This window comes from Stenotrophomonas sp. YJH_SMC_58 (assembly GCF_059369635.1).
The window spans coordinates 270,355-284,605 of sequence record NZ_JCAFSW010000001.1 but is presented as its reverse complement, the minus strand read 5'-3'; the positions used below and the strand labels follow the sequence as shown (position 1 = coordinate 284,605).

Annotated in this window: 11 protein-coding genes; 6 read left to right on the top strand and 5 right to left on the bottom strand. The window is 66.0% G+C overall.

All coding sequences use genetic code 11. The annotated features are described in order from the left end of the window. Positions 1–4: 4 nt before the first annotated feature. Both AC5P68_RS01220 and AC5P68_RS01215 read right to left on the bottom strand, forming a co-directional pair. Positions 5–868 carry a prepilin peptidase gene (locus AC5P68_RS01220; RefSeq protein ID WP_005410800.1) on the bottom strand — a complete coding sequence of 288 codons (864 nt, stop codon included), beginning with the start codon at positions 866–868 and terminating at the stop codon, positions 5–7. Between the two features lie 7 nt (positions 869–875). Then, a complete protein-coding gene (locus tag AC5P68_RS01215; RefSeq protein WP_049460357.1) occupies positions 876–2,135 on the bottom strand; it encodes a type II secretion system F family protein in 1,260 nt (419 codons plus the stop codon). Between the two features lie 352 nt (positions 2,136–2,487). Here AC5P68_RS01215 and AC5P68_RS01210 point away from each other — a divergent pair, with 352 nt between their 5' ends. The 3 genes from AC5P68_RS01210 (at position 2,488) to pilB (ending at position 5,442) form a co-directional block, all read left to right on the top strand. Then, a complete protein-coding gene (locus AC5P68_RS01210) occupies positions 2,488–2,925 on the top strand; it encodes a pilin (protein WP_227843517.1) in 438 nt (145 codons plus the stop codon). Between the two features lie 152 nt (positions 2,926–3,077). Continuing rightward, complete coding sequence (locus tag AC5P68_RS01205) at positions 3,078–3,485, top strand: pilin (protein ID WP_495216733.1); 408 nt, start codon at positions 3,078–3,080, stop codon at positions 3,483–3,485. Between the two features lie 223 nt (positions 3,486–3,708). Beyond that, positions 3,709–5,442 carry a type IV-A pilus assembly ATPase PilB gene (gene pilB / locus AC5P68_RS01200; protein WP_033833107.1) on the top strand — a complete coding sequence of 578 codons (1,734 nt, stop codon included), beginning with the start codon at positions 3,709–3,711 and terminating at the stop codon, positions 5,440–5,442. 126 nt (positions 5,443–5,568) lie between these two features. Here pilB and AC5P68_RS01195 read toward each other — a convergent pair whose 3' ends face one another. Continuing rightward, a complete protein-coding gene (locus tag AC5P68_RS01195) occupies positions 5,569–6,942 on the bottom strand; it encodes a sigma-54-dependent transcriptional regulator (protein ID WP_414497931.1) in 1,374 nt (457 codons plus the stop codon). 60 nt (positions 6,943–7,002) lie between these two features. After that, positions 7,003–8,616 (bottom strand): sensor histidine kinase, encoded by a 1,614-nt coding sequence (locus AC5P68_RS01190; RefSeq protein ID WP_414497932.1) that lies wholly within the window; start codon positions 8,614–8,616, stop codon positions 7,003–7,005. Between the two features lie 357 nt (positions 8,617–8,973). On the opposite strand from AC5P68_RS01190, the gene sucC reads away from it, so the two are divergent. The 3 genes from sucC (at position 8,974) to AC5P68_RS01175 (ending at position 12,906) form a co-directional block, all read left to right on the top strand. Then, positions 8,974–10,143, top strand: a complete 1,170-nt coding sequence (sucC, locus tag AC5P68_RS01185) for an ADP-forming succinate--CoA ligase subunit beta (protein WP_004154430.1) — start codon at positions 8,974–8,976, stop codon at positions 10,141–10,143. Between the two features lie 21 nt (positions 10,144–10,164). Continuing rightward, positions 10,165–11,040, top strand: a complete 876-nt coding sequence (sucD, locus tag AC5P68_RS01180; RefSeq protein ID WP_005410793.1) for a succinate--CoA ligase subunit alpha — start codon at positions 10,165–10,167, stop codon at positions 11,038–11,040. A 231-nt stretch (positions 11,041–11,271) separates the two neighbouring features. Then, complete coding sequence (locus tag AC5P68_RS01175; RefSeq protein WP_033833113.1) at positions 11,272–12,906, top strand: NAD+ synthase; 1,635 nt, start codon at positions 11,272–11,274, stop codon at positions 12,904–12,906. Between the two features lie 72 nt (positions 12,907–12,978). On the opposite strand, the gene AC5P68_RS01170 is transcribed toward AC5P68_RS01175, so the two are convergent. Further along, positions 12,979–14,178 carry a lipase family protein gene (locus AC5P68_RS01170; protein WP_049430271.1) on the bottom strand — a complete coding sequence of 400 codons (1,200 nt, stop codon included), beginning with the start codon at positions 14,176–14,178 and terminating at the stop codon, positions 12,979–12,981. Positions 14,179–14,251 lie beyond the last annotated feature (73 nt).

Genomic DNA, 14,251 nt, shown 5'->3' with positions numbered 1-14,251 from the left:
CCCCTCAGCGCAGCCCGCTCATCACCATGTACTGCTCCACCAGCGGCGCACCCCACATGAAGTACAACCAGCCGGCAATGGCCAGGTAGGGGCCGAACGGAATCGGCGTGGCGCGGTCACGGCCCCGGCTGTACAGCCAGATTGAGCCGATGATGGCGCCCAGCACCGAGGACAGCAGGATGATCGGCAGGATGCCCTTCAGCCCGCACCATGCGCCCAGCGCTGCCAGCAGCTTGAAGTCGCCGTGGCCCATGCCCTCCTTGCCGGTCAGCTGCTTGAACAGCCACCAGACGGTCCACAGCGACAGGTAACCCACCGCCGCGCCCACCAGGGCGGGCTTGGCCGGCATGTACAGGTTGTCGATGCTGCCTATCAGCCCCAGCCACATCAGCGGCAGGGTGAGCTGGTCGGGCAGCAGCTGGGTGCGCAGGTCGATGCCGGACAATGCGATCAGGAAGCAGGTCAGCACGATGGCGCCGAAACCCTGCCAGCCGAAGCCGAACTGCCAGACGCAGGCCACCACCAGCAGTGAGGTCAGCGCCTCCACCAGCGGGTACTGCAGCGAGATCGGCGCCTTGCAGTGGCGGCACTTGCCGCCCTGGATGATCCAGCTGAACAGCGGGATGTTCTCGTACCAGCTCAGCTTGTGCTTGCAGTGCGGGCAGTGCGACGGCTCGACCACGATCCCCGGTGGGGGCGGCTCATAGAAGTCCGGCTCCTCCAGGACCTCGCGCGCATCGCGCTTCCACTGCCACTCCAGCCGCTTGGGCAGGCGCAGGATGACGACGTTCAGGAAACTGCCCAGCAGCAGTCCGAAGGCGGCCGCGGCGGGGTAGCCGAGGCCAGGATGCTGGTCGAGAAAAGCCATGTATGTGTTATCCGACGACGGCGCCGAGTTTGAAGATAGGAAGGTACATGGCAATCACCATGCCGCCCACAATGGTACCAATGAACACCATGATCATCGGTTCCAGCAGGCTGCTCAGGGCATCCACCGAATTGTTGACCTCCTGCTCATAGTACTCGGCCACCTTGAACAGCATGGCGTCCAGCGCACCGGCCTCTTCGCCGATGCCGGTCATCTGGATGACCATGTGCGGGAACAGGTTGGTCTGCTTCATCGACATGTTCACCGGGTAACCCACCGAGACGTCGTCGCGCATGCGCAGCACCGCCTCTTCGTACACGGTGTTGCCGGTGGCGCCGGCCACGATGCCCAGCGCCTCCACCAGCGGTACGCCGGCCTTGAAGGTCACCGCGGTGGTGCGCGAGAAGCGGGCGATGGCGCTGTTATGCATGATCTGCCCGATCACCGGTACCTTCAGCACGAACCGGTCCATCGCATGCTGCATCTTCGGCGAGCGTTTGTAGGCCATGATGGCGCCGACAGCGGCACCGATCGCGATGAGCAGCATCAGCCACCACCACGACACCATGAACCGTGACAGGTTCACCACCATCTGGGTGAAGGCGGGCAGCTCGGCACCGAAGCTCTTGAACACGTCCTCGAACTGCGGCACCACGAACACCAGCATGATGCCGCTGACCAGCATCGCCACCACCACCACCATGATCGGGTAGAACAGCGCTTTCTTGATCTTGCCCTTCAGCGCTTCGATGTTCTCCTTGTAGGTGGCCACCGTGTCCAGCACGGTTTCCAGAACGCCGGCGCCCTCGCCGGCCCGCACCAGGTTGCGGTACAGCTCGTCGAACTGCACCGGGTGCTTGCTGATCGCTTCGTACATCGAGGAGCCGCCCTCGATGTCGGTGCGGATAGTGTCGACCAGCTTCTTCATCCGCGGGTTCTTGTGCCCGCTGGCGATGATGTCCAGCGACGACACGATCGGCACGCCGGATTTCATCATCGTGGCCATCTGCCGGCTGAAGAAGGCGATGTCCTTCGGCTTGATCGGGCTGCCGGCAGCGCCGAACAGCGGCTTCGACTTGGGCTTGACCTGTCCCGGGTTGATGCCCTGGCGGCGTAGCTCGGCGCGCAGCAGGTTGGCGTTCTTGGCCAGCTGCTCGCCCTTCATCTTCACGCCCCGCTTGTCGGTCCCCTCCCAGACAAACGGCTGCAGCTCCATGGTGGCGCGCGCCACCGGCTCTTTCTTGATCGCACTGCGACTGACAGACATGTTGGCTCCCCAAGACCCGCCATCCCCAGGCGGGTAACTAGCCATCGATGGTAGCGGGTTCAAGGGCGGATGGGCAGTTGGCAGGCGGCCCAGCGTGCGATTTCGTGCCGGGTGCCGACCAAAGGTGACGTACTGCGTCACATTGCCGCGTCCATCGCAGATTCGTAAGCGGGGGGTTCCCATCCGCGAAATTGCTGCCATCATGGGCGCGGGGAAATCCAGGGGGAGGCGTGCCGGGGTTGGCACGCAACCTGCGTTGATCCACCCGCAGGGCATGGGGCCCGCTCAACCGGCACCGTCCGGTCCGATCCCGTGCACTGAACTCAACCACCACTATCTTGGGGATGTACCAATGAAGAACCAGAAGGGCTTCACCCTTATCGAACTGATGATCGTCGTCGCGATCATCGCCATCCTGGCCGCCATCGCGCTGCCGGCTTACCAGGACTACACCTCGAAGTCGAAGGTCACCGCTGCGCTGGCCGACCTGGCCTCGCACAAGACCCAGTTCGAGATGGAGAAGAGCGCGGGCCGTGATCCGACCGAGGTGACTGCGGGCTTCCAAGCGAAGGAGACCGGTAGCTGCTCGAAGATTGCTGTTGATGCTGATGGCATGACCTGCACCATCCGTGATCCGGGCCGTATCGGCACCAGCTCCACCATCGCCCTGACCTATGCTGATGCGAAAGTTGACGCAGCCACGGGCGCGATCACCGCGGCGGGTGGTTTCAGCTGCGTCACCGTGTCGGTTGACAAGAAGTTCCGTCCGGCTGGCTGCACTGGTACCTAATACTCTTGACGTGACAGGCATAGGAGTTTTTTGCTCCTGTAGCTGTCATCAGAGTTGACACAGGGCCCGCTTCGGCGGGCCTTGTGCTGACTGGAGTACGAACTCCGGTCAGCACGCAGCAATGGGGATTGCTGACACAAACAGGGGGAGTCATGTACACACAGAAGGGCTTTACGCTCATCGAGCTGATGATCGTGGTGGCCATCATCGCCATCCTGGCGACCATCGCGACGGTGGCGTTCCAGCCTTACATTATCCGTACCCAGCTGACGGCCGCGCTGGCCGATATCAGCCCGGGCAAGATGCTGGTTGAAACGGTCGTCTATGAAAACCGCTCGGCCAGCCTGGTCACCCCCGAGTTCATCGGCGGCGCCCAGAACGCCCACTGCTCCAACGTCGAAGCCGAACTCAGCGACTCCGGTGTCGGCCACATCAGCTGCACCCTGAAGGGACACAGCGCGCTGGACGGCAAGGACCTGATCCTGCGCCGCTCCGCCGAGGGCATCTGGAGCTGCGATGGCAGCGCGTTCGAAGCGCGCTATCGCCCGACAGGCTGCTGATCACACTTCAGCGCATCCGATGGGATGCTGGCTGCCCCTTGACGGGGCTATCATCCCCGGGGGAGTCAGGATCGTGCCTGCCGGGCCGGGAGTGCCGGGCAAGGCAGTGTTGCTCATGGATTGGCAATGCCGATGGCCGTTGGGTCGCGGCGGGTTCTGCTGCCCCGTGCGGTGTCCGTGCAAGACGCACGGCATGGCATGACCCCATGAGCCAAGGATTCATATGAACGCTGTCACCACCGCCAATCTTGTCGGCATCACCGGCCTGGCCCGTCGCCTGGTGCAGGACGGGGCCCTGGACGAGGCCACCGCCCGCGACGCCATGGCCAAGGCCGCCGCCGCGCGCCAGCCGCTGCCGACGTGGTTCGCGCAGAACAAGCTGGTCAATGCCTCGCAGCTGGCCGCCGCCAATGCGGTCGAGTTCGGCATGCCGCTGTTCGACGTGTCCACCTTCGACGCCAGCCAGAACGCGATGAGCCTGGTCAGCGAGGAGCTGCTGCGCAAGCACAACGTGCTGCCGCTGTTCAAGCGCGGTGGCAAGCTGTTCGTCGGCACCAGCAATCCGACCCACTCGCTGGACGAGATCAAGTTCCACACCAACCTGGTGGTCGAGCCGATCCTGGTCGACGAGGACCAGATCCGGCGCACGCTGGAACAGTGGCACGCCAGCCATGACACCCTCGGCGATGCCCTGGGTGGTGATGACGATGGCATGGGCAACCTGGACGTGGCGGCCGGCGACGAGGATCTCGGCGCCACCGGCGGCGAGTCCGGCATCGATGCCAAGGGTGACGACACCCCGGTGGTGAAGTTCGTCAACAAGGTGCTGGTCGATGCGATCCGCAAGGGCGCCTCGGACATCCACTTCGAGCCCTACGAAGACGATTACCGCGTGCGCCTGCGCATCGACGGCCTGCTGAAGATGGTCGCGCGCGCACCGGTGAAGTTGAACCAGCGCATCGCCGCGCGCCTGAAGGTGATGGCACAGCTGGATATCGCCGAGAAGCGCGTCCCGCAGGACGGCCGCATCAAGCTCAACCTGTCCAAGACCAAGCAGATCGACTTCCGCGTCAGCACGCTGCCGACCCTGTTCGGCGAGAAGGTGGTGCTGCGTATCCTCGATGGCAGCGCGGCCAAGCTGGGCATCGACAAGCTGGGTTACGAGCCGGACCAGCAGAAGCTGTTCCTGGATGCCATCCACAAGCCCTACGGCATGGTGCTGGTGACCGGCCCGACCGGTTCGGGCAAGACGGTGTCGCTGTATACCGCGCTGGGCATCCTCAATGACGAGACGCGCAACATCTCCACTGCCGAAGACCCGGTGGAAATCCGCCTGCCCGGCGTCAACCAGGTACAGCAGAACAACAAGCGCGGCATGACCTTCGCCGCGGCGCTGCGCTCGTTCCTGCGACAGGACCCGGACATCATCATGGTCGGCGAAATCCGCGACCTGGAAACGGCGGAGATCGCGATCAAGGCCGCGCAGACCGGCCACATGGTGCTGTCCACGCTGCATACCAACGATGCGCCGCAGACCATCGCGCGCCTGATGAACATGGGTATCGCGCCCTACAACATCACCAGCTCGGTGACGCTGGTGATCGCCCAGCGCCTGGCGCGCCGCCTGTGCGGCAACTGCAAGCGTCCGTCCAGCCTGCCCGAACATGCGCTGTTGGCCGAAGGCTTCACCCAGGCGCAGCTGGATGCGGGCATCGAGCTGTACGAGGCCGTGGGCTGCGACGAATGCACCGAGGGCTACAAGGGCCGGACCGGCGTCTACCAGGTCATGCCGATGACCGATGAGATCGCCACCATCGTGCTGGCCGGTGGCAATGCGCTGCAGATTGCCGAGGCGGCGCAGCAGATCGGGGTGAATGACCTGCGCCAGTCGGCATTGAAGAAGGCGGCGGCGGGCATTACCAGCCTGGCCGAGATCAACCGCGTCACCAAGGATTGAGGTAGATCCACGCCATGCGTGGATGACGCGATGCATGGGGTTGCCGGCCAGCGGCCGGCACTACCAGGTTGGTGGTACGCGCCGGGTCAGAGCCCTTTCCTTGGGAAAGGGATCCGGCCCCCGGGTTTACTCCATCCCCAGCTTCTTCAGCTTGTAGCGCAGCGCACGGAAGGTGATGCCCAGCTGCGCGGCGGTACGGGTCTTGTTCCAGCGGTTCTCTTCCAGCGCACGCTGGATGGCGCTGCGCTCGAGCTGCTCGATGTAGGAGGGCAGGGCGGCGCTGCCCGGCTGCAGGTCGGCCACCGCTTCGGCGGGCGCCGCGCTGCCGGGTGCACGCGGCGCGTGCTGCGGCAGGCGCAGGTCATCGGCGCCGATGCAGTCTTCCTCGGCCAGGGCCAGCGCACGTTCCAGGATGTTCTCCAGCTCGCGCACATTGCCCGGGAACGCGTACTGCGCCAGCGCTTCCAGCGCCGACGGCGCCAGCAGCGGGGTGGCACGGCCGTGGCTGCGGGCCAATCGGGCCAGCACGGCCGCGGCCAGTTCGGGCAGGTCCTGGCGGCGCTCGCGCAGCGGTGGCACCTTCAGTTCGATCACGTTGATGCGGTAGTACAGGTCGTGGCGGAAGCGCCCGTCCTCGACCAGCTCGGCCAGATCCTTGTGGGTGGCCGAGAGGATGCGGACATCCACCGGCTCCTCGTTGGCCGCGCCCACCGCGCGCACCGACTTTTCCTGGATCGCGCGCAGCAGCTTCACCTGCATCTGCAGTGGCAGTTCAGCCACTTCGTCCAGGAACAGGGTGCCGCCGTGCGCCGCCTGGAACAGGCCGGGCTTGTCGGCGTGCGCGCCGCTGAAACTGCCCTTGCGGTGGCCGAAGAATTCGCTCTCCATCAGCTCGCCGGGAATGGCGCCACAGTTGACCGGCACGAACGGGCCGGCCGCGCGCGCGCCCTGGGCATGGATGGTGCGTGCAACCAGCTCCTTGCCGACGCCCGACTCGCCGAGGATGTAGACCGGCGCCTGGCTGCGCGCGACCTTGCCGATGGTGGTGCGCAGCACATCCATGGCCTGCGAGTGGCCCAGCAGGCGACCGCCCTGTTCGGCGTTGGGGCCCGGTACCGGGCGCTCGGCGTTGTTGAGTTCCAGCGCGTGCTTGACCAGTCCGCGCAGCACCGAGATGTCCACCGGCTTGCTGACGAAATCGAACGCACCGGCCTTCAGTGCCTCCACAGCGAGATCCATGCTGCCGAATGCGGTGATCATCGCCACCGGCGTGCGCGGGTAGTGCTGGGCGATCTCGCTGACCAGCTCGATGCCGTTGCCATCGGGCAGGCGCATGTCGGTGATGCACAGGTCGTACGGATTGCTGGCCAGCAGCTCACGTGCCTCGGCCAGGTTGGCGGCGGTACTGATGCGCAGCCCCATGCGGCCGAGGGTCAGCACCAGCAGTTCGCGGATGTCGCGTTCGTCGTCGACGACGAGGGCGCTGCGGGTTTCATTCATGGGCGTGAAAGATAAACGAGGGGGCTGGAAGCGACAAATGTTTGACGCACAGAATGGGGATCAGCTCGGTAGCAGCGTATGTGGACCGGGCAGCACCAGGCGGAAGCAGGAGCCACCGGCCGGCACCGCGATGTAGTCCAGGCGGGCCTGGTTGGCCCTGCACAGCTCGCGCGCGATGTACAGGCCCAGTCCCGTGCCATGCTCGGACGTGGTGAAGAAGGGCCGGAACAGCTGAGCGGCCACGCTCTCCGGGATACCCGGGCCACGGTCCATCACGTCGATCACCGCGCTGCGTTCGTGCTGGGCCACGCGCAGCCGCACCCGTGCAGGCTGCTGGCCGATGCGGCCGTACTTCAGTGCGTTGTGCACCAGCACGGTCAGCACCTGGTAGAGATGCTTGGCGTCGACCTGGGCCATCACCGATGTGTCGTTGATGATCGGTTCGATGCTGTCGGTCTCCAGGGTCTGGCCCTGCTTGTACTCCAGCACGAAGCGGCGCACGAAGGCGACCAGGTCCACGTTCTCCGGCGTGGCGCGTTCGCGCCGAGCCAACCCCAGCACGCTCTCGACGATGCCGTTGGTGCGCTGGCACTGCTGGCGGATGATCTGCAGCAGGCGGCGGTCGCTCTCGTTGAAGCCGGTGCCTTCCTCGAGCAGCTGCACGGCATAGTTGATCGCCGCCAGCGGATTGCGGATCTCGTGGGCCAGGCTGGCCGAGAAGCGGCCCATGGCCGACAGAGTGAGCGATTCGGCGCGGCGCGAGACCACGCTGGAATCGTCCAGGAACACCAGCGCAAGGTCGCTGCCGGCCAGCAGGCGGGCAAAGCGCGGCTGCACTTCCGGCTGGTCGGGGTTGAGCTGCAGCGGCAGTTCGTCCTGTGCCCAGCCATTGCGCCAGCGCTGCAGCCGGCGCGCCAGTTCCGGTGCGGCACTGGCCAGGTCCAGGCGCCCGCTTTCGCCGTTGCCGTCGTTGTCGCCCAGCAGCATCGAGGCGGCTTCGTTGGCCAGGGTGATGCGGTTGTCGGCGTCCACCACCAGCACGCCGGTGCGCATGCGGCGGATGATCAGTTCGTTGATCTGGAACAGATTGGCGACTTCATCGCCGCGCTGGTTGGCCAGCTGCTGGTTGCGGCGGGCGCGGTTGCCCACCTGGTAGCTGATGAAGGCCAGTGCCAGGTAGCTGGTGGCGAACATCGCCAGTTCAGCGAGGGTGCGGGTGGGGTCGCCGCCTTCCAGCAGCTTCCAGGTGTACTCGACGCCGGTGGCCAGGCTGGCGGCCAGCGCCAGGCCCAGCCCCAGGCTGAGCGGCAGCAGAGTGGCGGCGGCGGCGATGTTGAACAGCAGCGACATCGAGATACCGGCACTGGCGCCGGGCAGGGCGTGCGACAGCAGGGTGGCGGCCACGATATCCACCAGCACGCCACTGAGCACGATCGGGCGCAGCCAGCGTTCGTTGCGGCCGACCACCAGGGCCAGCAGCGACAGGGCCAGGTAGATGACCGCAACGACATCGGCCAGCCGCGGGTGGTGGGCTTCGCCGACCATGGCCGACAACGGGCTGTAGAGCAGGGCGGCAATGACCGTAGCGATCAGCACCCGGTACAGCGCGAAGAAATACAGTTCACGCCGCGGAATCGATTCGATGCGGTCAATCAATGAAGCACTGGGTGACACGCCGGAACTCCCCTTCTGGCTGCCTGGGTCTGGATTCTGCGGCGGGCCTGGCCGGCGTCCCCTGAAGCCGGGCCGGCACGTCGCGTTTGCGACGGGCAGTATAGGGCCCCCGGCCGGGCGCCGCCGAAGTGGCCCGGATCGCGCATTTGGCCCGATGCGGACACCGGTGGCCAGCCACGGCCCGGGTGCAACTGCCTGAATGACCGTGGAAATCTGCCCGCGTCTGGCGTTTTGTACAGACTTCTTTGCGCCCCGGCGCCGGCTCGGCCACAATAGTGGGCCCGCCGCGGTCCATGCCGGCGCCCCGCCGGGGCCCTGAGGAATTGCGTGCGGTCGTTCCTATTCCCACGGTGACGCATGAATTTCCACGAATACCAGTCAAAACAACTGCTTGCCGAGTACGGCATCCCGGTCCCGGCCGGCAAGGTCGCTGCGACCCCGGACGAAGCGGTTGCCGCTGCCAACTCCCTGGGCCAGGGCCCCTGGATGGTCAAGGCGCAGATCCACGCTGGCGGCCGCGGCAAGGCTGGCGGCGTCAAGTTCTGCAAGACCACCGACGACGTGAAGGCCGCTGCGGCCAAGATGCTCGGCACCAAGATGGCCACCTACCAGACCGCTGGCGTTGAACTGCCGGTCAACCTGGTGCTGGTGACCACCGCCGGCGAGATCGTCAAGGAACTGTACCTGTCGGTGCTGGTCGACCGTGGCACCAAGACCATCACCTACATCGCCTCTTCGGAAGGCGGCGTGGAGATCGAGCAGGTCGCCGCTGAAACCCCGGAGCTGATCCACTCGCTGAACGTCGACTTCGTCGAAGGCGTGCAGGGTTACCACGGCCGCGATTTCGGCTTCAAGCTGGGCCTGACCGCCAAGCAGGCCGGCCAGTTCGCCAGCATCATGGTGAACCTGTACCGCCTGTTCAACGAAAAGGACCTGGCCCTGGTTGAAATCAACCCGCTGGCCATCCTGGACGACGGCAACCTGTACGCGCTGGACGGCAAGTTCGACAGCGACGACAACGCCGCGTTCCGCCAGAAGGCCCTGGTCGCCATGCGCGACAAGACCCAGGAAGATCCGACCGAAGTGATCGCTTCGGAACTGGACATCAACTACGTCACCATGGACGGCAACATCGGCTGCATGGTCAACGGCGCCGGCCTGGCCATGGCCACCATGGACGTCATCAAGCTCAACGGCGGCGAGCCGGCGAACTTCCTGGACGTGGGCGGCGGTGCCAACAAGCAGCGCGTCATCGAAGCCTTCAAGCTGATCCTGTCCTCGGACAAGGTCGAAGGCATCTTCGTCAACATCTTCGGCGGCATCGTCCGCTGCGACATGATTGCCGAAGGCATCATCGCCGCCGTGAAGGAAGTGGGCGTCAAGGTTCCGGTCGTGGTGCGCCTGGAAGGCACCAACGTGGAAGAAGGCAAGCAGCTGCTGCGTGACAGCGGCATGGCCATCATCCCGGCTGACAACATCAACGATGGCGCCAAGAAGATCGTTGAAGCTGTCAAGAACGCCGCCTGATACCGACACCAAGGAATTCCAATGTCTGTTTTGATCAACAAGAACACCAAGGTGATCGTGCAGGGCTTCACCGGCCAGCAGGGCACCTTCCACGCCACTCAGATGATCGAGTACGGCACCCAGGTTGTCGGCGGCGTGACCCCGGGCAAGGGTGGCACCACCCATATCGACCTGCCGGTCTTCAACACCGTTGCCGACGCCGTGCAGAGCACCGGCGCCAACGCCTCGGTCATCTACGTGCCGCCGCCGTACGCGGCTGACGCGATCCTGGAAGCCGCTGCTGCCGGCATCAAGGTCATCGTCTGCATCACCGAAGGCATCCCGGTGCTGGACATGCTGCGCGTCAAGAACGTGCTGACCCGTTCGCATCCGGACACCGTGCTGATCGGGCCGAACTGCCCGGGCGTCATCACCCCGGGTGAGTGCAAGATCGGCATCATGCCGGGCCACATCCACCAGCCGGGCAAGATCGGCATCGTGTCGCGTTCGGGCACCCTGACCTATGAAGCGGTCAAGCAGACCACCGAAGTCGGCCTGGGCCAGTCCACCTGCATCGGCATCGGCGGTGACCCGATCAACGGCCTGAACTTCGTCGACTGCCTGAAGCTGTTCAACGAAGACCCGCAGACCGAAGGCATCATCATGGTTGGTGAAATCGGCGGCGACGCCGAGGAAGCCGGTGCCGAGTACATCAAGAACCACGTGAAGAAGCCGGTCGTCGGTTTCATCGCCGGTGCGTCGGCTCCGGCCGGCAAGCGCATGGGCCACGCCGGTGCGATCGCCTCGGGCGGCAAGGGCACTGCCGAAGGCAAGTTCGCCGCCATGGAAGCTGCCGGTGTTGTCACCGTCCGCTCGCCGGGCGACCTGGGCGCTGCCATCGCCAAGCTGGTGAAATAAGATCGACTGCCTCCGGCAGACGATGCTGTAGGGCCGGCCGCTGGCCGGCTGCTGAAACAGAAAGGCCGCCTCCGGGCGGCCTTTCTGCGTCTGGCGCCCTGGCCATCCCGGCAAGCTCATCCACGCATGGCGTGGATCTACTGAGCCGGGGCTGTCCACGCAGCGAGCGCGCCCGGCGCGCGCATGGCGCAGCGCTACAATGGCAGCATTGCAACCACAGGCTGGATTCCCATGGCTTCGATCCGCATCGCGATGGCGCAGTTCGACTTCCCGGTCGGCGACGTCGCCGGCAACACCGAGCGCATCATCGAGATGATCGGCCAGGCGCGCGACGAGTACGGCGCCGAGCTGGTGATGTTCCCCGAGCTGGCGGTGAGCGGTTATCCGCCGGAAGACCTGCTGCTGCGCCCGGGCTTCCTGTACGAGTGCGAGCAGGCAATGATGCGCATTGCCGCAGCCTGCCGCGGCATCACCGCGGTGGTCGGCTGGCCGCAGGCGGCTGGCGCGGTGGTCTACAACGCCGCCAGCGTGCTGCGCGACGGGCTGGTCGAGCAGACCTACCGCAAGCGTGAGCTGCCCAATTACGCCGTGTTCGACGAACGCCGCTACTTCGATGTTGATCCGGACGGCGGCAGCTGCGTCTTCGAGGTCAACGGCATTCCGGTGGGTTTGCTGATCTGCGAGGACCTGTGGTTCGCCGAGCCGCTGGCCGACACCGTGCGCGCCGGCGCGCAGCTGGTGGTGGTACCCAATGCCTCGCCGTACGAGCGCGGCAAGCACGCCCAGCGCGATGCGGTGCTGGCCGCACGCACCCGCGAGAGCGGGGCAGCGATTGCCTATCTCAATGTGGTCGGTGGCCAGGATGCGCTGGTGTTTGATGGCGCCTCGGTGGTGGCCGATGGTGACGGCACGGTGCACCCCGCCGCCGCCGCCTTCGTCGACCAGTGGCTGGTGGTGGAGTACGACGGCCAAACACGCCGCTTCATGCCGAACGTGTGGATGGACGACGGCGACGAGAGCATGGACGCGCTGGCCTGGCGCGCGGTGACCCGTGGCATCCAGGACTACTGCCGCAAGAACGGTTTCAAGAAGGTCTGGCTGGGCCTGTCCGGTGGCATCGATTCGGCGCTGGTACTGGCGCTGGCGGTCGACGCGCTCGGCGCCGAGAACGTCACCGCTGTGCGCCTGCCGTCGCGCTATACCGCCGGCATGTCCAACGATCTCGCCGCCGAGCAGTGCCAGGCACTGGGCGTGAAGCTGGAAGCGGTCTCGATCGAGCCGGCGTTCAAGGGCCTGATGGAATCGCTGGCGCCGATGTTCGAAGGCACTGCGCCGGACGTGACCGAAGAGAACCTGCAGTCGCGCAGCCGTGGCGTGATCCTGATGGCGCTGGCCAACAAGTTCGGTGGCCTGCTGCTGACCACCGGCAACAAGAGCGAGTACGCGGTGGGTTACGCCACCATCTACGGCGACATGTGCGGTGGCTATGCGCCGCTGAAGGACCTGTACAAGACCGAGGTGTTCGGGCTGTCCAAGTGGCGCAACACCGTGGGCGGCGCGCCGGTGATCCCGCCGGCGGTGATCAGCCGCCCGCCGTCGGCCGAACTGCGCGAGAACCAGCTGGACCAGGACTCGCTGCCGGCCTATGACGTGCTGGACGGCATCCTGTACCGCTACATCGACCAGGAGCAGTCGCGCACGGAGATCGTTGCCGCCGGTTATGACGCGGCCGTGGTCGACCGCGTGCTGCGCCTGGTGCGCATCAGCGAGTGGAAGCGGCACCAGGCCGCGCCAGGCCCGAAGGTGTCGCGCCGTGCTTTCGGTCGTGAGCGTCGCTACCCGATCAGCAACGGCTACAAGGGTTGAGGTAGCCGTTGGCAGGTAGTGCCGGCCGCTGGCCGGCAGCCCGTATGCCGCGCATCCACGCATGGCGTGGATCTACCGGGCGTCGTCGAGCAGCTGTTCGAGGCCGGCGGTTTCCGCAGCGTCGTTGAAGTGGCCGTCTTCAAGCCGTGCACGCACAAACGCCAGGCCATCCGCCGCCGCGTCCAGCGTGCCGCGATGGTCGACCGGGTAGCGCCGGAACGCTACCGGCTCGCCGCGCAGCGCCAGGCCTGCGGCATACAGCAGGGTGGTCAGATAGGGCACGTCGCGGTCCTCGCTGCCGTGGCCCAGGATCAGCGGTTGGCTGAAACCGCGGCGCGGTACGCCAAGATAGTCGTACAACACGGCCCAGATGCCCGGCACGCTGGTCAGCGGTGCGGTGAACATGCTGCCGGTATCCGCGCCGTCCAGCGTGGTGGCGAGTTCGCCCAGGCACTGCTCGCGTGCCACTGCCACGCGAGCGCGGCCGGTGTCGCTGAGGACGCGGTCGATCTGCGGCGCAACCTGCAACAGACCATCGAGCAGATACGCGTGATACGCGTTGAGCGCGCCAGGATTGGCGATGCGGTTGTCCGGCTTCATCACCAGTGCGGTCAGATCGACGGCGGTGGGCGTGCCGGTGGTGAAGCTGCCGCGGTAGTGCAGCGACGGGCCAGCATAGGTGGGCGCCAGATGCCCGGCAGTGAGCGCGGCGGCACCACCCTGCGAATGGCCGACCGAGACCCAGCGCGGCGACAGCGTTGCGGTGCCCAGGTACTGGCGGCTGGCTTTGACGAGGTCGATGGCATTGCGCGCGGCAGCGCGCACATGCAGATAGGCATGGTCACCTGGACTGCCGAGGCCCTGGTAGTCCGCAGCAACCACCGCATAGCCCTGTGCCAGGAACTGATCGAGGAAGCGGCCGTCGCGTTCGGGTTGGTAGGGGCCGGAGACCGAGGGCGCACAGTAATCCGCGATGCCCTGGGTGCCATGTGCCCAGGACACCACCGGCCAGCCGCCTGCAGGCGCCGCGCCGGCGGGCAGGTACGGCAGGCCGGCGCCTTCGGCCAGCTGGCCGCGATGATCCGGGGTGCGGTAGCGCAGCTTGTAGGCCTGCGCGGCCTTGGACGGCACCCATGATGCGCGATAGGGGGCAGCAGACAGCAGATCGCCGGGTGCGGGTGAGGCAGCCGCCACGGGGCCCGAGGACAGCGCCAGCAGGCCAGTGGCGAGGAGGCAGGCGAGCGGGCGGAAACGGCGGGGCGGTGGGGTCATGGGGCGCTCCTTCACGGCCGGGATGGCCGTTGCGCCGCAGTGTGGATGGCCTCGCCTACGCCGATCGGGACCG

Bases quoted from the DNA above. Each gene is read 5' to 3' on its own strand.
- AC5P68_RS01195 (WP_414497931.1), bottom strand. From the start codon at position 6,942: ATGAATGAAACCCGCAGCGCCCTCGTCGTCGACGACGAACGCGACATC.
- sucD (WP_005410793.1), top strand. From the start codon at position 10,165: ATGTCTGTTTTGATCAACAAGAACACCAAGGTGATCGTGCAGGGCTTC.
- AC5P68_RS01210 (WP_227843517.1), top strand. From the start codon at position 2,488: ATGAAGAACCAGAAGGGCTTCACCCTTATCGAACTGATGATCGTCGTC.
- AC5P68_RS01175 (WP_033833113.1), top strand. From the start codon at position 11,272: ATGGCTTCGATCCGCATCGCGATGGCGCAGTTCGACTTCCCGGTCGGC.
- pilB (WP_033833107.1), top strand. From the start codon at position 3,709: ATGAACGCTGTCACCACCGCCAATCTTGTCGGCATCACCGGCCTGGCC.
- AC5P68_RS01215 (WP_049460357.1), bottom strand. From the start codon at position 2,135: ATGTCTGTCAGTCGCAGTGCGATCAAGAAAGAGCCGGTGGCGCGCGCC.
- AC5P68_RS01170 (WP_049430271.1), bottom strand. From the start codon at position 14,178: ATGACCCCACCGCCCCGCCGTTTCCGCCCGCTCGCCTGCCTCCTCGCC.
- sucC (WP_004154430.1), top strand. From the start codon at position 8,974: ATGAATTTCCACGAATACCAGTCAAAACAACTGCTTGCCGAGTACGGC.
- AC5P68_RS01220 (WP_005410800.1), bottom strand. From the start codon at position 868: ATGGCTTTTCTCGACCAGCATCCTGGCCTCGGCTACCCCGCCGCGGCC.
- AC5P68_RS01205 (WP_495216733.1), top strand. From the start codon at position 3,078: ATGTACACACAGAAGGGCTTTACGCTCATCGAGCTGATGATCGTGGTG.